Annotated in this window: 18 protein-coding genes; 2 read left to right on the forward strand and 16 right to left on the reverse strand. The window is 43.3% G+C overall.

Annotated features, from left to right (window positions below):
* Positions 1-215: 215 nt before the first annotated feature.
* The 13 genes from EVJ29_RS06865 to EVJ29_RS06925 form a co-directional block, all read right to left on the reverse strand.
* Complete coding sequence (locus EVJ29_RS06865) at positions 216-1,520, reverse strand: oligosaccharide flippase family protein (protein ID WP_131504858.1); 1,305 nt, start codon at positions 1,518-1,520, stop codon at positions 216-218.
* Between the two features lie 32 nt (positions 1,521-1,552).
* Positions 1,553-1,981 carry an adenylyltransferase/cytidyltransferase family protein gene (locus tag EVJ29_RS06870; protein ID WP_131504859.1) on the reverse strand — a complete coding sequence of 143 codons (429 nt, stop codon included), beginning with the start codon at positions 1,979-1,981 and terminating at the stop codon, positions 1,553-1,555.
* Between the two features lie 18 nt (positions 1,982-1,999).
* A complete protein-coding gene (locus EVJ29_RS06875; protein WP_131504860.1) occupies positions 2,000-2,440 on the reverse strand; it encodes an HIT family protein in 441 nt (146 codons plus the stop codon).
* Positions 2,441-2,455: 15 nt separating this feature from the next.
* The gene (locus EVJ29_RS06880; RefSeq protein ID WP_161567332.1) at positions 2,456-3,658 is read right to left on the reverse strand and encodes a CDP-glycerol glycerophosphotransferase family protein; all 1,203 of its coding nucleotides are present in this window, start codon (positions 3,656-3,658) and stop codon (positions 2,456-2,458) included.
* On the reverse strand, positions 3,648-4,622 hold the full coding sequence (locus EVJ29_RS06885) for a glycosyltransferase family 2 protein (protein ID WP_161567333.1): 975 nt from the start codon (positions 4,620-4,622) through the stop codon (positions 3,648-3,650). Before EVJ29_RS06885 ends, EVJ29_RS06880 begins: the two co-directional genes overlap by 11 nt.
* Positions 4,623-4,639: 17 nt before the next feature.
* Entirely contained in the window at positions 4,640-5,665 is a 1,026-nt protein-coding gene (locus tag EVJ29_RS06890) for a glycosyltransferase (RefSeq protein ID WP_131504863.1), read from the reverse strand.
* Positions 5,666-5,871: 206 nt separating this feature from the next.
* On the reverse strand, positions 5,872-7,014 hold the full coding sequence (locus tag EVJ29_RS06895; RefSeq protein WP_161567334.1) for a glycosyltransferase: 1,143 nt from the start codon (positions 7,012-7,014) through the stop codon (positions 5,872-5,874).
* Positions 7,015-7,262: 248 nt separating this feature from the next.
* Positions 7,263-7,862: a sugar transferase gene (locus tag EVJ29_RS06900; RefSeq protein WP_131504865.1), complete on the reverse strand. Its 600-nt coding sequence runs from the start codon at positions 7,860-7,862 to the stop codon at positions 7,263-7,265.
* Between the two features lie 18 nt (positions 7,863-7,880).
* Complete coding sequence (locus tag EVJ29_RS06905) at positions 7,881-9,713, reverse strand: polysaccharide biosynthesis protein (protein ID WP_131504988.1); 1,833 nt, start codon at positions 9,711-9,713, stop codon at positions 7,881-7,883.
* Positions 9,714-9,790: 77 nt separating this feature from the next.
* Positions 9,791-10,690: a UTP--glucose-1-phosphate uridylyltransferase GalU gene (galU, locus tag EVJ29_RS06910; protein ID WP_330857361.1), complete on the reverse strand. Its 900-nt coding sequence runs from the start codon at positions 10,688-10,690 to the stop codon at positions 9,791-9,793.
* A 219-nt stretch (positions 10,691-10,909) separates the two neighbouring features.
* The gene (locus EVJ29_RS06915; RefSeq protein ID WP_131504866.1) at positions 10,910-11,677 is read right to left on the reverse strand and encodes a tyrosine-protein phosphatase; all 768 of its coding nucleotides are present in this window, start codon (positions 11,675-11,677) and stop codon (positions 10,910-10,912) included.
* Between the two features lie 15 nt (positions 11,678-11,692).
* Positions 11,693-12,409, reverse strand: coding sequence for a CpsD/CapB family tyrosine-protein kinase (locus EVJ29_RS06920; protein WP_131504867.1), 717 nt, complete (start codon positions 12,407-12,409; stop codon positions 11,693-11,695).
* Positions 12,402-13,127 (reverse strand): YveK family protein, encoded by a 726-nt coding sequence (locus EVJ29_RS06925; RefSeq protein WP_131504868.1) that lies wholly within the window; start codon positions 13,125-13,127, stop codon positions 12,402-12,404. The genes EVJ29_RS06920 and EVJ29_RS06925 overlap by 8 nt, the downstream gene beginning before the upstream one ends.
* A 194-nt stretch (positions 13,128-13,321) precedes the next feature.
* On the opposite strand from EVJ29_RS06925, the gene EVJ29_RS06930 reads away from it, so the two are divergent.
* Both EVJ29_RS06930 and galE read left to right on the forward strand, forming a co-directional pair.
* Complete coding sequence (locus tag EVJ29_RS06930; RefSeq protein WP_131504869.1) at positions 13,322-14,506, forward strand: hypothetical protein; 1,185 nt, start codon at positions 13,322-13,324, stop codon at positions 14,504-14,506.
* Between the two features lie 27 nt (positions 14,507-14,533).
* Positions 14,534-15,550, forward strand: a complete 1,017-nt coding sequence (galE, locus tag EVJ29_RS06935) for a UDP-glucose 4-epimerase GalE (protein WP_131504870.1) — start codon at positions 14,534-14,536, stop codon at positions 15,548-15,550.
* 25 nt (positions 15,551-15,575) lie between these two features.
* Here galE and EVJ29_RS06940 read toward each other — a convergent pair whose 3' ends face one another.
* From EVJ29_RS06940 to EVJ29_RS06950, 3 genes are all read right to left on the reverse strand, one after another.
* A complete protein-coding gene (locus EVJ29_RS06940; RefSeq protein WP_131504871.1) occupies positions 15,576-15,938 on the reverse strand; it encodes a hypothetical protein in 363 nt (120 codons plus the stop codon).
* A gap of 124 nt (positions 15,939-16,062) precedes the next feature.
* Positions 16,063-17,262 carry a hypothetical protein gene (locus tag EVJ29_RS06945; protein ID WP_131504872.1) on the reverse strand — a complete coding sequence of 400 codons (1,200 nt, stop codon included), beginning with the start codon at positions 17,260-17,262 and terminating at the stop codon, positions 16,063-16,065.
* Positions 17,263-17,350: 88 nt separating this feature from the next.
* Positions 17,351-18,274 (reverse strand): LCP family glycopolymer transferase, encoded by a 924-nt coding sequence (locus EVJ29_RS06950; protein WP_070328398.1) that lies wholly within the window; start codon positions 18,272-18,274, stop codon positions 17,351-17,353.
* Between the last annotated feature and the right edge of the window lie 95 nt (positions 18,275-18,369).

Consider the following 18,369-nt stretch of genomic DNA (forward strand, 5'->3'; position numbering starts at 1 on the left):
TTTAATTTCATCAACTTTAAAATTTTGTAGGATTAAATATATAAATAACAATGTAAATAGGATACCCACTAATAAAAATTGTACTGGAATTCCAAACAACAAATCAGTTATCTGTGGTGCATATATAACCATAAAAGTAGCTAAATACATAAAAAACATTATAAAAATTTTACTGATTTTTTGTTGTAAAGAAAGCACCAATGTTACACCCCATTTTATCCATTATTTACGTTGACTAAGTCTGACTTAATAGAATAGTCGTATGTCTTAATAATTAAAAAGATATTACTTATTACTCCTATTACAGAGAATGTTGCAACGGCTATTAGTGCACTATTTGTTAAGAGAGCAGTTACGACTATTGATATTATTCTAATTAAAGAAACGATCATAGTAAACTTTAATTGAAATGATTGTTTAGACATAACCATTAGCGCTTTGGTGCTTGGTCTATTTATAAATAGAAAAAAGCTCCAAAATGAAATCCATTGAGCATATTCCCCAGCTTCACTCCATTTACCTCCAAAAACAATAGTAAAGATTGGTGGTCCGAACAGTATTATTATTCCAAATGGAATAACACCTATCAAACATAACAACCCAGTTACTTTCAGAATTTGAGGAGTTATCTTAGAGTTATTATTAAATTTTTCTGCCATTGCAGGGTATAAAACATTTCCTATCGATTCACTAACCAATTGTGTCGGTTGACTAAGAACCATGATTGCCAAGGAATAGTATCCAGCAGCACTAGGAGAAAACAGGCTAGTCAAAACAATAACAGGGACACTGTGGGCCGCAGCGTTCAAAAACATTTCAGGGGATCGATACAATGGGAAATCACTATATTTTTTAAGAGACTGCTTAACGCTATAACCTGTAAATATATTCCCCGTCTGAAATTCTTTCAAAATAACATATATACCATTTTTCAACAAAATCACTATTTGTACTATAAAACCTAACATGGTTAGTATAATTAGTATTAATGCATTTGAAAAGTATAGACCCACTCCTAATTTAGATGCGTTTGAAATTATAGTTCCAATTAAAATAGCGTATGAATTATCTTTAAATTTACCAAGTTTAATATTTAAAGTCTGAAAAATTAATAAGATACCAGACAATAATATTCCTAATGGAACTAGTAGAAAAAGACTATTTAAATTCTCTATTTCGAAAGTTGAAATTATATATTCTTTTGAGAGAATCAATACAAAAAAAATACCAATCGATCCTATAATCACTATTTTCAAACTTGAAAAAGTTAATTTTAATACCTCATTTTTTTCCTTAGGCAAAGGTATTGCCAAGTACAACGATAGTGAAATTAGAGGAAGACCAATGGTTATTAAAGAAGTATATAAGCCAAGAACTCCAAAAGAATCAGGACCATAAATCCGCGTAAGCACAGGTGAGAATAAAAAGTTGATAAGTTGAGCTCCAGCAGTACCAGTAGATAAAATAAGCACATTTTTTAAGAATGTGCTCTTAAATGCATTAATAATTTGAGTATACATCTTGTCCCTTTTGTCCTTTTCACAATATGTGTTTAAGCGTTCACCCGTAATAAATCTAATGTTTTTCTTAATTGAGTTGAAGACGTACCTTGAGTATAGGGGAAATACACAATTTCCACCCCCAATGATTTGAATTCTTCTTCATATTTATTCCATTTATCCGTACCCTTCCAATCATCCCCAACAAACATAATATCAAAGCGATTACTTTCCCATGCTTCAATTTTGTTCATATCGGTTTGTGCAACTACCTTATCCACATACTTGATGCTTTCAACAATTTTTATTCTTTCTTCAAAAGGTATAATAGCTTGTTTGTTTTTATATGAAACTAACTCATCAGTCGTTACTCCTACAATTAAAAAATCACAATGTTCTTTAGCTCGCATTAACAAATTTAAGTGACCTATATGAAACATGTCATACACACCAGTAGTATATCCAATTCTATGTTCTTTCATTCTTATTCCTCCCTAGCTTTAAATAGCACTCACTAATTCATTTTTTATCAATTCTAAGAGATCATCTTCTAAGACATGAGCATTTAACTTCGGAGGATTTGGCCAATCTTTATCTATCCATTTTTGTTCCACAAAAATAATTGGATGCTCGAACCGAGGGATAATGTGGAAATGAAAATGCTTATCTACCAACATCAATACAAAGTAGTTTAGAATAGTAAAATTCATTTTGCTCTTCAAAGTTTTTTCAATAATTCTATTCATATTCATTAAATCCAGAGCTTCCTCATCTGTGACTTCTGAAAGCGAAGAACAAGGTCTTTTAATAAATAAAATACTTGAGCCTATTACAGGATGTGAAGGTCTCAAACACCATTTCCAATGATCTGATTCAAAAATTAGAAGATCGTTGGTTCTAAACTTTTCTTCAAACTTAGAAAGAGCTATACTTTTCTCCATTTCCCTACCCCCAGATTAAATAAATCCTAAGTCTTTCATAATTCTTTCACTAGCCTGGTTATCAGTATAGTAGTTAAATTCTTTTTTCACTTTTTCTCTCTTCTCTCTCCACTCGTCATTATTTAAGAGTACATTATCGAAAAAAGTGCATAGAGATTCTTGATCAGGAATTTTCATTCCCGGCATAATATCAAGCGGGTTATTAACCATAAACCCTAGCTCCTGTTGGTATTCACCTAAATCATCAATCGTAAAGCCTATTGGTTTATCAATCAAAAGATAATCTAAATAAACGGACGAATAATCTGTCAGGAGTGCATCAGACTGACCAAGCAATTCATATAATTCGATTTTACTATCAAAAATAAAATCATTCGTCAAAATTTTCACGTTAGAAAAATCCCCGGAAATGAAATATTTTAAATCTTGCGCTGGATGAACTTTAATAATCAGAAAAATTTTGTTTTTTTCTAGATACTGGTTTAATTTCATCAATTGCATAACATTATTTACAATGGGAAAATCTAATTCTTCTTCTAACTTTCTTGAGTCGTTTGTCTTAGCATTTTTATGCCTTCTAAAAGTAGGAAGCCAGAACACGACTTTATTGTATGCCTTCTTATTCACGCCAATTTTTTGTAAAGAATCTTTTTCTGTAAATAAAAAATCATTCCTTGGAAATCCAAGTATTTTTAATTTTTCTGTCCCACCTTCATAAGTTCTAACCCTAAGATCTCCTGCAGTTTTGGAAGTAGTTAAAATATAAGTACTTTTCTTGAAAGAACTATGTCTTCCAGTCGAATTCTTGAGAGGTGTTCCATGAGTTAAATTAAAAAAAACTTGATTTTCAGTAGGCGGTGAAATCGAAAAATTTCTATGAGTAAAGAAATAAAATCTTGTCTTAGACAGCAAAAATTCTATTTTGGCTAGTGTGACTAACTTATTGATAATACTACCATCAGATTTTATAGAGAAAAAATAAACATTTTCGTATTTCTGCGTTTTAATCTGTTTCGCATCGTCAACTAGCCACACAATTTTATAGTGTTTATTCACATTGTATTTAATCATATTTAAAAATAACGCTTTAGAATTATCACTAAAGTCAGACTGACTTTCAAAAACTATTATATTTTTTACTCCTCTTACACTAATTACTTTTTTTAAAGTATTTGAATATGCATCAATTAAGATTTTCCTTATAAATTTATATGCCACTTTCGTCTCCTCCTTCCTTTTTTTTGACAATAAGTTGAATTTTTCTTATTTCGTTGTTTAATTTCCTCTTGTGATATGCTAATTTTATACTTCGTAATCCGTTGGTAAATAGTGATTTCTTTTTGAAATAATCACTATATTTTTCATAATAAAATAATATTTGTGACTGTTTTTCATTTCTTTGAATTGACGTATTTAGTCTATAAACTATTAATGCCTGTAATCTATAGTTCAACAGCGCATTTCTAATATCTTTATTTTCACCTAATTCGGTTGATATTAAATACATTATCGACTCATAATCAGCATCAATCTTATTAAGATTAAATGTAGAAAGTTGATTTGGAGAATGATCAACATAATAATTTGTTAAGTAATCTCTGACAAAAGTGATTTTTTTAGTGTTAAATAAGACTTTACAAAAAAATTCAAAGTCTTCTCCCCAGGAAGTATTTTCTCTGAAATAAATTTGATTATCTTCGATATATTTCTTTTTAATTAGCCATCCATTTGTATGAATTGATGTCTTGCCCTTTATATAATTATTTAATACATTTTTTGTTTTAAATGAACAAGATACTTGTTTAGATATACTATTTGATATTTCACAATATCCACAATACACTACATCTGATTTTTCGAGCTTGGCTTTATCTAACATTTTATCTAAAAATCCATCGTTAAATTCATCGTCAGCATCTAGAAAACAAACGTAGGATCCTTGTGCCATTTGGATACCTGTATTTCGTGCTATTGCCACTCCTTCATTTTCTTTTGAAACCACTTTAATATTCAGTTTTAAAGCATATTTTTTGATTTTCATTAAAGTATTGTCAGTACTTCCATCGTTAACTATCACAACTTCGAAATTTTTATAATTTTGTTTCACTAAAGAATTTAATGACTTTGAAATTTTAAACTCTCCATTGTATACAGGGATAATTACACTAATCATATTTTCCATTAACATACTCCATATTTTTAAATTTTATATATTTTTTTCCATTTTTCCCGCCATTTTTTTTCGTCAGTTAATTTTAATGCTTCTTTTTCACATTTCTCTCCTACTACCATTCTAAGTTCTTGATTGGAGAGAAGCTCTATTGATTTCTTCATCAATTCTTCTCTATTATGATAAATTAGGAAAGGAATATTATTCGCAATAGTCTTCAACCCTCCAACTGGTGGAATTAAAATTGGAGTCTTAAGAATCATTGACTCTATTGCAACTAAACCATACCCTTCACTTTTTGAAGTCATCACCACTAATTTTGCGTTTTTGATATACGAGTACGGACCTTCAATAAATCCTTTGAGATCGATATTGTTATTAAGATTATATTTTTCTATCAACTCTTCGCACTCATTCCGAAGCGGTCCATCTCCAATCATTGCAATCTTTAAATCCGGGAGCTTTATCGTTAATTTTTTTATATAACTTATAAAAGCTTGGGGGTTTTTCTCTTCGACTAGTCTTCCAACAAATACTATATCGTAAAAATTCTTATTATCTGATTTCGCACCTTCAAATATTTTATTTATATTTAGAGGATTTGCAATAACCTCATGGTTTTGCATATCTTTAAATAGAATAGAATTTTCAAATACTTGATCAGATACAGTAACTATTTTGTTGAATCTATTAGCCACCAAAAAATAACTTAAACTCCTAAAGTTAATTGTTTTAATCCACTTTGGATTTTGATGGATGTGAGAAATTTTTTTTACTTTTTTAGGGATCAAAGAGCTTAATATGCTAACTCTAAAATCATGTGCATGAATAATATCAGGTTTTAATTTGTATACTATTTTTGTCAAATTTAATAACGTGACTTTATCTAAATTTACGAATTCAATATTTTCATTCTGCAGAGTATTATTTATTGGTCCTGCCGGAGAAACATAAATGCCTTTGCACTTATTTTCTAACATTTTTATACTACTTATTGCTACATTTTCAGCACCGGAATAGCTATTGCTTGAAAGTAAATGCAAGACTTTTTTCATTTTTACACCTCTACGGAACTAGACTTATAATTTTTTATCGTATTATGAAAATGCTTAAAAAACATTATCTACTTTAATTGTTTATTTTTCACATCTTTTAGTTAAAATTCTTGATGTGTTGAGTTAAATATCTTTCATGATTATGAACCATTTTAAATACTATATTGTTAATAAGACCTATAATATTTTTCGGTTTATAAGTTATCTCATTTAATTTCACTATAAATTTTTCTCATACTTTTCTTAGTTATATTAATATCGTATTTTTTAATATATTCTTTGTTGAATTTCCCGCATTCAACTCTAAATGAATCATCCATATACATTTTCAAAATGGCTTCAATGTAGTGTTTCGAATCATTATTTTGAATCAATATCCCTCCCCTTTCTTGTTGAATTAAATCGACATTCCCTCTTATTCCAGAACAAATTACAGGAAGTGAAGATGCCATTGCTTCCATAAGTGCAACTGACAGCCCCTCCCTTAAAGAGGGAAAGACATATGCATCAGCAGAAACATAAATTTTCTTAACATCTTGCCTAAATCCTAGGAAATGAACTTTATCTCTAACGCCTAATTCATCAGCTAAACGGACTAAAGACTCTTTTAAGGGCCCCTTTCCACAAATAGCATATTGAATATCATAGTCTTTTAAATAAAATAAAGACCTTATAATTATCTCATGGTTTTTATTCTTATTTAATTCACCAACAGATAATAACAGAAAACAATTTTCGTCAATCATTAATTGTTTTCTCATCGCGCTCCTGCTTGTATTCAATGAATTTATTTCTTCTAAGTTAACACCAATCCCATTCACAAACTCAATTTTATTACGATCAAAGAACTTAGAAGCATTACCAAAGTCCTCTTCATTGATAGTAATAATCTTATTAGTTATTTTCGACAATAAATATTCAACTGGAAAATAGAATAGCCAGTTTTTAAATGAAGATCCTTTGAAAAAATGAAAACCATGTGCTGTGTAAATTGAAGGAGTTCTATATTTTTTTGACACTATTCTACCTATCACACCTCCAATAGGTGAATGACAATGAACAAATTCGAAATTATTCTTACTCATAATGTTGCTAAGGGCTAAGTAGCCACTGAAATTCTCAAATAAATTAAACACATTTCTTGCAAAATTAATGTCATAGTACCGAACATCAATTTCCTCTAAACGCTTTTTGAGACTAATTATTTTTTCTTTCGAGCTTGTATTACCTCTTTTAAAATTTGCGGCAATATGAATCTCATAACCGGTTTCTTTTAAAGTATGAATGTCGTTCATTAAAAATTGATCTACCATTGAAGCGACAGATGTTACAATCAATACTTTTTTCAAAATCAACACACCTACCATGCTTTAATGTATAAAATATTTATTGAATTTAGACAATTTTTATATACCTGTATATCTTATTTTTAAATCTCAACTACTATTTTTTCGGAATAAAGATAATGCGCTGTTTTTTCTTGTAAAAGCAAGCATAATTCTTTTCGGAATTATTATTCCTCTGCATAAATATTAATCTGTATGGTAAATTTTTAATACAACATTTATATCTCAATTCTTTAGCTATCTGATAACTACTATTTCATTTGTTTTTTTTGACCTTCTATTATTCCTTCTCCTATAGTTACTTTACTCAGCGTTCTAGTAAAACAGTAAAAATCCATCTTAACTGATATTTTTTTTATATAATCCCCATCTAGTTTTGCCTTTACTTCAATTGACAATTCATCTCTTCCATTAATTTGAGCCCATCCTGTAAGACCTGGCAATACAGCATTCGCACCATATTTCTCACGTTCTTCAATCAAATCATACTGATTCCAAAGTGCAGGACGTGGTCCAATTACAGCCATTTCACCTTTTAAAATATTGATGATTTGTGGCAATTCATCGAGACTCGTTTTACGAAGAAATTTCCCAGTCTTTGTGATGTACTTTTCCGGATCTGTTAACAAATGCGTCGGTGTATCCTTCGGAGCATCGACGCGCATCGTGCGAAATTTTAAAATATTGAAGTGCGATTGATTAAGCCCAACACGTTTTTGTTTAAAAAAAACAGGACCTTTTGATTCAAATTTGATTGCGATCATAATTCCGATAAACAATGGCGACAGCACAATCAATCCGATTAAAGAAAGAATAAAGTCGATTTTCCGTTTTTGTTCGCTATACTTCATCATTCACACTCCATTTTTTTAGACCGTCTCGTGTACGTCTTTATTTACGTTCAGATTATTTAAATCTAAAGAATCGTTTGCCCAATTAACGAGATACAAACCGAGTGCTTCACTCGTTTTTAGTTCATTCATGCGATTTAGTTTCTCTTCCAAGTTTGTTTCTTCACTCACGATACCAGTAAAGATTTTCGGGTAAACTGCCTCAGAATGGACTTCGCCTTCTTTGAGCAACTCCTCGAACATCTTCTCACCGGGACGGATCCCGCTAAAAGCAATCGAAATCTGTTCTTCAGTGAACCCACTCAGTTTGATCATATTGCGGGCGAGATCGACAATCTTCACCGGTTCACCCATATCGAGGACGAACACTTCACCACCGTCAGCTAACGTTCCCGCTTGAATGACAAGACGGCTCGCCTCAGGAATTGTCATGAAGTACCGCGTCATATCAGGGTGCGTCACCGTAACCGGTCCACCTTTTTCAATCTGGGTCTTAAATAACGGAATGACCGATCCGCGGCTACCTAACACATTACCAAACCGAACTACGGCGTATTTTGTCCGACTCGTCTTCGCCAAGTTTTGAATGATCATCTCGGCGACTCGTTTCGTTGATCCCATGACATTCGTTGGGTTGACCGCTTTGTCGGTCGAGATCATGACGAAACGAGATGCACCGTACTCATCCGCCATCTCGGCGACGTTTTTTGTGCCGTAGATATTATTTTTCACCGCTTCATGCGGGTTCGCTTCCATTAACGGCACATGCTTGTGCGCTGCCGCGTGGAAGACGAGGTGTGGTGAATGTGTCATAAAGACATCGCGTAACCGTTCGACGTCTTGGACGTCGGCGATGACAGGAATGAGTTCTACCTCTAAGTTCAACTCTCGCAACTCGCGTTCGATTAAGTAGATACTGTTTTCTCCATGACCGAGAAGGAGTAGCCGTTCTGGTTTAAACTTTAAAATTTGACGACAGATTTCGGATCCAATCGATCCACCAGCACCTGTCACCAAAACAGTTTTCCCTTCCACTTCAGACTGAATACCTGAAATGTCGAGCTCGACTGGCTCGCGTCCAAGAAGATCTTCAATCGATACTTGACGCATCTGATTGACTGCTACTTTACCGGCTGCGACTTCTTCAATCATCGGCAACGTATGCACGTTCGTACAAACCGCTTTCGCCCGTTTGATAATGGCTAGTCGCTCTTGATACTTCATCGACGGAATGGCGAAGACGATTTTATCGACCGCTTCCTTCTCGACGATATCTTCTAACTCATCAACTGTCCCGACAACTTTGACACCATTGACGGTAAGTGTTTGAAGATGACGGTTGTCATCTAAAAAACCGACCGGGTTCATCCGGTGGTTATCTGACTGATTCATTTGCCGGACGAGCATGCGTCCGGCCTGCCCAGCACCAATGATGAGCGTCCGCTTCTCGTCTTTACGTCGCTTCACGTTGCGGCCTCGCAAGATTGAAAGCTGATCGTGTTTCCACGTCACGTAAATACGTGACCCTAAACGAATGCCACCTAACAGTAGAAGCGATAAACAGAAGCTGAGGAACAACATCCGCTCCATCGCTTCCCCGTAAACGGCGAACTGGATGAGATAAAGGGTAATCGTACTCAAGAAAAGCGTCATCGCGAGACGGATCGCCTCCGACATACTGGCAAAGCGCCAAGCGACACGATATAGCCGGCTGACGCCGGCCATGACGATAAATAACGCACTATACAAAATGGCTGATTCAATAAAATGATTTTGATCAATATTTTGAATGAATTCGACTGGATATAAGAAAAAATAAGTGACAACCATCGACGATAAGATTGCTGCCATATCGAGGATGACTAGTATACTTGTCCGTAACGATTTTCGACCTAGTTCAGGAATGGACAATCGTTTTCCCCTCCCTTTCAATTGACCGCGTTCATAGAAGACTGTTCTTCTACTAATTGTGTCATCATCTTTAAGACATCGTCCCGTAAGTCTTCACGTGCCAAGGCAAACTCTAGCGTCGTCTGGATAAAGCCGAGCTTTTCACCGACGTCGTAGCGCTTACCTGTGAATTCAAAAGCGAATACGGGTTGGACTTCGTTCAATCGTGTGATCGCATCCGTCAATTGGATCTCGCCACCAGCGCCTGGCGCTTGCGTCTCTAAAAACTTAAAGATTTGCGGCGTGAACAAGTAACGACCAAGGATCGCCAAGTTCGATGGCTCTGTGCCTGGTGCCGGTTTTTCGACGAACGACTCGACTTTATGTAACCCGCCTTCAAGTGACGATTGAAGGTCAACGATGCCATAACGGTGTGTCACGTCACGAGATACCGGTTGAACGCCGATAATCGAACTTTCTGTCTTGTTGTACTGTTCGATCAATTGACGTGTACAAGGCACGTCCGCTTGGACGATATCATCACCAAGCATGACAACGAACGGTTCGTCACCGATAAACGCTTTCGCTTGAAGCACGGCGTGACCAAGCCCTCGCGGCTTCGATTGACGGATGAAATGGATGTTAATGTTCGTCGTCTCTTCGACGAGTTTCAAAAACTCAGATTTCCCTTTTTCAATCAATTGCTGCTCAAGTTCTGGCACCGAGTCGAAGTGATCTTCAATAGCTCGCTTGCCTTTACCAGTCACGATCAAGATGTCTTCGATGCCCGACTCGACCGCTTCTTCAATGATGTATTGGATTGTCGGCTTATCGACGATCGGCAACATCTCTTTTGGCATCGCTTTTGTCGCAGGTAAAAACCGTGTTCCGAGACCCGCTGCCGGAATGACGGCTTTTTTCACTCGTTTAATTGTCATCTATCCCACTCCTCTTGGATGGTTCTATCTATTATGTCTAATCCATAGAAAAAAGGATGTATCTACCATCCTTTAAAAAAATTATAAATTAAGGGTATCACGTTCGAACCACCTAAAAAACCAAGGAAAGGAAATTAAAACATAAAATCGTTCGACAGATGTCGACAAAAATCATAATGATAACCTAGTTGTCAACCGTTTATTGTTAATAAAGGGAAATCATTTCTTCCATTTCCCTCTCCAATTTTTAATTGGAAGAATAGGGGGGTCGATGAAGACGAACTCGTCTTTCAAGACCGCTTCGGCGTTGACGACGTAATTGTCCCACTTGTCTTGGCCGAGTTCTTTTGTGACCGCGTCTTTGGCATCATCCCAATAGAACGTGCGGCGACCGGTACTATGGGCGTCCGAGGCGATCAAGTGGCTCAGTCCGTTACGAAGGAACGTGAAGGCGAGGTCTTGCACGTTCTGTCCGAACTCACCTGTCAAACTAGCCGTCGTGATTTGTGACAAGGCACCAGACGAGACGAAGTCCATCAAACGTTTCGGGTTTGTCGCGAACTCTTTGTTGCGCTCGGGGTGGGCGATGACCGGCGTATACCCTTCCGTCTGCAGTCCAAAGAACAGTTGCTCGGCGTAGGCCGGGACAGAGTCGCTCGGGAACTCGACGAGGACGTAACGCGATCCGGCGAGCGACAGCGCCTTGCCTTGCTCGAGTGCCTCGACTAGCTCGCCGAACACGCGAATCTCTTGGCCGGCGTATAGATCGAGCGCGATGCCTTCATGGCGCAACACGTCTTGAAGCTTGGCGACGGCGTTTTGGACGTTCAACTCGTCCGTCTCGAACTGGGGGTGAAACGCGTGGGGGGTGACCACGATTGCGGTCACCCCTTCGCTTGCCGCGCGTTTCGCCATTTCTACCGCTTGTTCGACCGTCTCCGGTCCGTCATCGACGGCCGGGAGCAAGTGACAATGGATATCGATCATGGCGTTGTCTCCTTTTTACTCGTACGCGTAGTAGTAATAGTAATCGTCGCTGCCTTGCGGCTCACGCTTATTCAAGACGACACCGAGGATGTGGGCCTCGGCGAGCGTCAATTGTTCTTTCGCTTTGACGACCATCTGGCGGTCCGACTTGTCGCAACCGACGACGAGGACGACGCCGTCTACTTTCCGGGCGAGGACGCGTGTGTCGGCGACTTGCATCATCGGCGGGGCGTCTAAAATGATGATGTCATAATTCGTTTTCAACTCGTCGAGCACGCGGTCCATCGTCTTCGACGACAACAGCTCCGACGGGTTCGGCGGGATCGGTCCCGCCGCCATCAAGTCCAAGTTCTCGACTTGTGTCGAATGCGTCGCCTTCTCGATCGTCGTCTTTTTAGCGAGGACGGTCGACAGTCCGATCCCGTTCGATAGGCGGAACGTGAAGTGGGCCGTCGGGCGGCGCATGTCGCAATCGACGAGTAAGACACGCTTGCCTTGTTGGGCGTAAACGACGGCGAGGTTCGACGATGTCGTCGACTTGCCTTCGCCAGACGAGGCCGACGTGATGACCATCGTTTGTAAGTCGTCATCAACGGCGGTGAACTCGAGGTTCGTCCGGATCGTCCGGTATTGCTCGGAGATCGGCGACTTCGGTTTATGGACCGTGATCAAGTCGCGTCCGGTCTTGTCATACTTGATATGTTTGTGTTTCTTTTTCCCGAAATTAAACATGGACTTCTTCACCTTTCACTTTCGCTTGGCGTTGTTGCTGCATCTCGACACGGTCAATGACCGGGATCGACCCTAATACCGGGAGTTCTAAAATCGTCTCGACATCTTGCTCCGTCTTGATGCGACGGTCGAGCACGACTTTGAGGAAAGCGATGGCGACTCCGATCATCAAGCCGAGCACGGTCGCGATCGCCGTGTTGAGTAAGATGTTCGGGCTGACCGGCAACATCGGCACGGACGCATCCGACAACACTTTGACGTTGTCGACGCCGCTCATTAGTTCTTTCACTTCTTTCGAGAACACCGTGCTGATCTCGTTGGCGATATCCGTTGCGAGCACAGGGTTCGTATGTTGGACCGCAATGTTGATGACTTGCGAGTTTTGTTCGCTGTTGACGGTGATCAAGTTACTGATGTCCTCAGGCGCACCGACGACGTTCTCTTGGACCGGCTCTAAGATGGCCGGGCTTTGGATGATGACGCGGTACGTGTTAACGAGCGCGACCGACGACTGGACTTGGCCGGTGTCGATCATGTTGTTTTGTGTCTCTTTCGGTGCGACGAGCACTTGCGTCGAGGCCTCATACGTCGGTTGGATGACGTACGAGCTGACGAGGAAGGCGATGAGTGCCGTGATGAGTGCTAAACTTGCGATGAGCCATTTGCTCCGCTTCAAGATGGAGAACAGTTCTCCAAGGGAAATCGTTTCTTCATTCATATTCGTGTTCTCTCTCCTCTATTCTGTAAAATCACGACTGGAAAATTTCCGCAAATAATATTTTTACTGACAATACCAAAACATTATAGCAAAAATTCTCTCCCGTGATGACCCATTTTTTAAAAATTGGGTTTTTTGGCATGCAAATCTGCTAAACTTTGAAAGGAATAACTTTACAAAAGGGGGAGACAATAGTGCACGTTAGTGAGCGCCTACTCCAGCTATATGCCGATGTCGATGCGTCGACACGTACAAAATTACAAACTTTAATCAAACAAAATCTAGGGGACGGCAAATCGTTGACCGTTTCTTTTGAAGAACTGACCGGTGCGACGAAAGCCTCACTCCCGACCGACGAAAAATCAGCGGCCGACTTCACGGCTTGGATCAAAGACGGGAAGAAAGATGCCACGTTCCTTCCATATTATGTGTCTTTACTCGAGAAGCATGATCGGGTGCTGAACAAAGAAGCGACGGTGCCGCAACCAATCAAAGTTGACAAGACAGTCGTCAACGAGACAATTGCCGACGCCGTATCGGAAAAAACGCCACAATCAGCAGCACAGACTCAGAAGCCGCGTTACGTGCCGGAGACATCGGTCCCGTCACGCGCCGAACGGGCCAAGCGAATTGAACCGGCCCGCCCTCGTAAGAAGAAAGGCAAATGGCTCGGTGGCCTGTTGCTCGTCGCAGTCTTATTAGGCGGCGGTTATATCGGGTATCCATATGTAGCGGCGCTATTTGAACCGAGCGAGACAACGGAAGTCGAAGCCCCGGCGCCTGAACCGGAACCTGTCGTCGAAGCACCGGAGACGAACTACGTCTGGCTGGCGACGAAAAACGTCAACCTCGTCAGCGAACCGAACGGCACGACAGTCACCTATATAGGAGATATCGGCGATCGCTACGAGATTGTGAACGAACAAGACGATCATGTCGAAGTCGACCTCGACGGCACGACGGCTTGGGTCGCACTCGACGCCGTCACGACCGACTGGCCGTCACGCGATTTGACTGACAGTACGCTGCTCGACTGGGCCGAGACGAACCTAGACAACGCTTGGCTTGGTGAAGCGCTCCCGGATTTCTTCGCGATGAACGAGGCCGCGCTCACCGAGACGATCGGCGCACCGTACGGTCGTGAGACCGACGCCTTGAACGCCTATGCGTTCTACAACGGCGGCTTCTTCGTCATCCAAGACGACCAAGTGCACGCCATCGACTGGACGAACACGCAACTCGCGCGTGAGGCGTTCGACCCGCTCGGTGAACCCGTCATCGAGACGAGCGACGCGCTCGTCTATGAGAGCGAGACGTACTCGCTCCGCTTATTTATCGGCACGAACGGACAGACCCGCGTGCGTTTGACAGAAAAATAATAGTTTTCTTCGGAAGGAGTAACCCCTATGACTACGATTTTAGTTACAGGTGGTGCCGGCTACATCGGCACCCACACCGTCCTCCAACTACTTGAGACCGGACACGACGTCATCGTCCTCGACAACTTGTCGAACAGCCGCCGTGAGGCGCTCGACCGTGTCGAGGCGCTGACCGGTAAAACGGTCGAGTTTTATCTCGGCGACATCCTCGACCGGGAGTTATTGGAACAGATCTTCTTGAAACATACGATCGACGCCGTCATCCATTTCGCCGGACTGAAAGCCGTCGGCGAATCGGTGAACGAGCCGCTCCGCTATTACGAGAACAACGTCGTCGGGACGACCGTCCTGCTCGACGTGATGAACGCGTTCGACGTGAAACGGATCGTCTTTTCTTCTTCTGCGACCGTGTACGGCATGCCGGAACGGACGCCGATCGACGAATCGTTCCCGCTCAGCGCGACGAACCCGTATGGCCGCACGAAGTTGATGATCGAAGACATCATGCGCGACTTGGCCGTCGCCGACCCGGCGTGGAGCATCGCGCTCCTCCGCTACTTCAACCCGATCGGTGCCCACGCGTCGGGCCAGATCGGTGAGGACCCGTTCGACGTACCGAACAACTTGATGCCGTACATCACGCAAGTCGCCGTCGGCCGCTTGAGCGAACTGAGCGTGTTCGGTGACGATTACGACACACCGGACGGCACCGGCGTCCGCGACTACATCCACGTCGTCGACTTGGCGGAAGGCCACTTGAAGGCGCTCGACTACGTCATGGACCACACCGGCGCCGAGGCGTTCAACCTCGGGACCGGCACGGGCTACAGCGTGCTCGACCTCGTCAAGGCTTTTGAGGCGGAGAGTGGAAAAACTGTCCCTTATAAAGTGACGCCGCGTCGCCCAGGCGACATCGGCAGCTGCTACGCCGACCCGACGAAGTCGAAAGACGCGCTCGGCTGGGAAGCGAAACACGACGTCCGCGCCATGTGCCGCGACGCCTGGAACTGGCAAGCGAACAACCCGAACGGTTACCGGGCATAAGAAAAACCCCTTACGCGAGAACGATTTATCGTTCTTCCGTAAGGGGTTTTGTCATGTCATCTTCTATCAGGTCTTCTTCTATCAAGTCTTGTCGCTCCCGCGCCCCGAGCACGCCGTAGTCGAGGACGACGATCAAGATGGCGATCCCGGCGAGCGTCCACGCGGCGTCGATGGCGAACTCGCCAACGATGAAGCCGAACAAGACGAAGGCGCCGAACGTCAGGTAATAGCCCTTGCGCCAAAGCGATCGGTATTGATTGGCGACGTCACGGTCCCATACGTAGAGGGCGACGTAGCCGACCAAGGCGATGAACAGCGTGGCAAACATCCAATAGAGAAACGACTGCAGCGTCAAGCCGAACAAATACGCGAATAAAGGTTGATTCATGGAAATCCGCTCCTTCGGTGTATGGTCGTGTATGTCATAGAACTTCCTTCTATTCCATTTTCTACCTAAACACCGAATGCGTCAATACGACTATTCACCAAAACTGATTTTTGGTTCAAAAGCCCTATTCTTGTTTGAGCCACATGAAGTCGTACGCCTCGAGCACGACCGCCTCGACCCATTCTCCCGTGAACAAGTTCGTCCCACTCGCAGCGATGACGACCCGGTCGTCCGACACGTTCGTATAGAGTAGAAGTGTCTCGCCTCCCCCACTCCGCTCGACCGTGAACACGCGTTTGTCCGTCGCGACGATGCGCTGCTCGGCATACGGCGAGAAGGCCGTGTGCGTCCGCTTGACGTTCAGCTGGCTCAAGATGCCGGAGAACACTTGCAGGCGGTACGGGTCCGTCTTCAACTCTTGGACGAGCGCGGCCCGCTCGACCGGCGTCGTCACCCCGAGCAGCGTCCGGTAATCGACGGCCGGGATGCCTTGCAGCGAGAACAGGACGCTATGGGCGGCGAGCAACATGTCGACCGACGGCTCGAGCAAGTTCTTCTCGAACGGGTCCCGCTCCGGGCTCGACAAGAAGTTGAAGTACGTCTTGCCGTCCCCTGGCGCCTCGATGCGGTCGGCCCATTCGGTCAACCCTTTGGCGTTGCCTTGGGCGAAAGCGAGCAACGTATGGGACGCCAAGTCGAAGTGACAGATGACGTCGGCGACTTCGAAGTAGGAACCGGTCCGGTCGGCGTCCCCTTCATAGGCGAGGACGAGCTGCCCGTGCGGTTTATAATGGTGGAGAATCAATTGCCATAGTTCGAGCACGTGCTTGATCCGCTCCTCGGGCATGCCCCGGAACGATTGGACGTGGACGCGGACTTTCGTCGCCCCTTGTGCGAGCCGTTCGATGAAGGCGTCGGTCTCGTCGAGCAAATCGACTTGCAGCTCATTATAGACGTCCGGCGTCATCTCATACATGAGATCAAACTCGTCGTGGAAGCGCCCGAGGTCCTCGAACAGACGGATGCGCGGGTTGACGGCCGTGTCGGTCGGCTTCACTTGATGCGGGAACAGCGACACGAGATACAAGTCGCTGATCGACGATCGGACGTGGTCTTTCAATAGCGTGTGCAGCGCGTCGAGGTCTTGCGTCCCGTCTGTCGTGACAGCGTTCGCGTCGACGATGAGGACGCTCGTCAGCTCGCTCGGCGCCTCGTGGTCGTGCCACGTGTGGCCGGCCCACTTGTCGAACAGACGGCGCCAGTCGTCGGTTGTATGATCGTCTTCGAGTCGGTTGATTATCGGTTCAAGTTTGTCCCAAATCATGTGATCCCTCCTAGTACTGTCTCTATTAACAGTCCCACCGATGTGCCCGTTTCAAACGCACGAAAAAAGCCACCCGAGAAGGGCGGCTTCAGTCCATCAAACGCTTCAGTTCGGTCTGGACGCTTGCGAGCGAGTCCGGATTTGGGTTCCAGTAATAAATACCGTCTGACTCCAGCCCGCCCGCCCCTTCGATCCGGAGCGTGCTGGCGTTACGGAACGCCTGCATGTAGTCCGTCGACAGACCGACGAGCTCGTTGAACTCGATGTTCGTCTTGGCACGGTTGCCGGCGACGTCCAACAGTTTCGTCACTTTATCGACCGAGAAGTCGGAACGCCCTTTCTCGACGATGGCCGCGACGACGGCGCGTTGTCGCTCTTGGCGGCCGAAGTCCCCGTTCGGGTCGTCGTAACGCATGCGCGTATACGACAATGCCGACTCACCCGTCAACTCAACTTCACCGACCGGATACGAGTAACCGTCCGACGCGAACGCGAAGTTGTTCGTCACCGTGATGCCGCCGAGTGCGTCGACGACCTCGGTGAACGCCTCCATGTCCGTCTCGACGACGTAGTCGATCGGGATGTCCAAGAGTCCTTCGACCGTATCCATCGCCATCTCGGCCCCACCGAACGCGTAGGCGTGGTTGATTTTGTCACGCATCCCGCGCCCGACGATCTCCGTCTTTGTATCCCGCGGGATGCTGAGCATCGCCCCTTCGTCCGTCTCCGGGTTGAGCGTCATGACGATGATCGAGTCGCTCCGCCCTTGCTCGGTGCCGCGGCGGTCGACGCCGAGGAGGAGGACCGATACGGACCGTTTCTCTTCGATTGTCTGCACTTGTTTGCGTTCTTCAGAGATTTCTAAATTATCGTTCACCCGTGTCACCGTCTCATTGACGTCCCGGTACATCGACCAGACGAACAGTCCGCCGGCGATGAGGATGACGGTCATGACGCCTACTGTGAGCAATACCCATTTCTTCCATGATGATTTCTTGCGATGTCTCGCCATCAGACCACCTGCTTTCATTAAATCTATAGTATGAATAATTCCCGCTTACCGTGTAGTATTATAGCACGTTGCCAAAAAATGCTAACGATTTCTTT

It is taken from the genome of Exiguobacterium sp. SH4S7, assembly GCF_004336795.1.
GTDB lineage: Bacteria > Bacillota > Bacilli > Exiguobacteriales > Exiguobacteriaceae > Exiguobacterium > Exiguobacterium aurantiacum_A.

What these genes read in the sequence shown, in the direction of transcription:
- EVJ29_RS06920 (WP_131504867.1), bottom strand. Translation starts at nt 12,409, where the DNA reads ATGTTTAATTTCGGGAAAAAGAAACACAAACATATCAAGTATGACAAG.
- EVJ29_RS06950 (WP_070328398.1), bottom strand. Translation starts at nt 18,274, where the DNA reads ATGGCGAGACATCGCAAGAAATCATCATGGAAGAAATGGGTATTGCTC.
- EVJ29_RS06875 (WP_131504860.1), bottom strand. Translation starts at nt 2,440, where the DNA reads ATGGAGAAAAGTATAGCTCTTTCTAAGTTTGAAGAAAAGTTTAGAACC.
- EVJ29_RS06945 (WP_131504872.1), bottom strand. Translation starts at nt 17,262, where the DNA reads ATGATTTGGGACAAACTTGAACCGATAATCAACCGACTCGAAGACGAT.
- EVJ29_RS06905 (WP_131504988.1), bottom strand. Translation starts at nt 9,713, where the DNA reads ATGGCAGCAATCTTATCGTCGATGGTTGTCACTTATTTTTTCTTATAT.
- galU (WP_330857361.1), bottom strand. Translation starts at nt 10,690, where the DNA reads ATGACAATTAAACGAGTGAAAAAAGCCGTCATTCCGGCAGCGGGTCTC.
- EVJ29_RS06870 (WP_131504859.1), bottom strand. Translation starts at nt 1,981, where the DNA reads ATGAAAGAACATAGAATTGGATATACTACTGGTGTGTATGACATGTTT.
- EVJ29_RS06900 (WP_131504865.1), bottom strand. Translation starts at nt 7,862, where the DNA reads ATGAAGTATAGCGAACAAAAACGGAAAATCGACTTTATTCTTTCTTTA.
- EVJ29_RS06940 (WP_131504871.1), bottom strand. Translation starts at nt 15,938, where the DNA reads ATGAATCAACCTTTATTCGCGTATTTGTTCGGCTTGACGCTGCAGTCG.
- galE (WP_131504870.1), top strand. Translation starts at nt 14,534, where the DNA reads ATGACTACGATTTTAGTTACAGGTGGTGCCGGCTACATCGGCACCCAC.
- EVJ29_RS06885 (WP_161567333.1), bottom strand. Translation starts at nt 4,622, where the DNA reads ATGGAAAATATGATTAGTGTAATTATCCCTGTATACAATGGAGAGTTT.
- EVJ29_RS06915 (WP_131504866.1), bottom strand. Translation starts at nt 11,677, where the DNA reads ATGATCGATATCCATTGTCACTTGCTCCCGGCCGTCGATGACGGACCG.
- EVJ29_RS06890 (WP_131504863.1), bottom strand. Translation starts at nt 5,665, where the DNA reads ATGAAAAAAGTCTTGCATTTACTTTCAAGCAATAGCTATTCCGGTGCT.
- EVJ29_RS06865 (WP_131504858.1), bottom strand. Translation starts at nt 1,520, where the DNA reads ATGTATACTCAAATTATTAATGCATTTAAGAGCACATTCTTAAAAAAT.
- EVJ29_RS06925 (WP_131504868.1), bottom strand. Translation starts at nt 13,127, where the DNA reads ATGAATGAAGAAACGATTTCCCTTGGAGAACTGTTCTCCATCTTGAAG.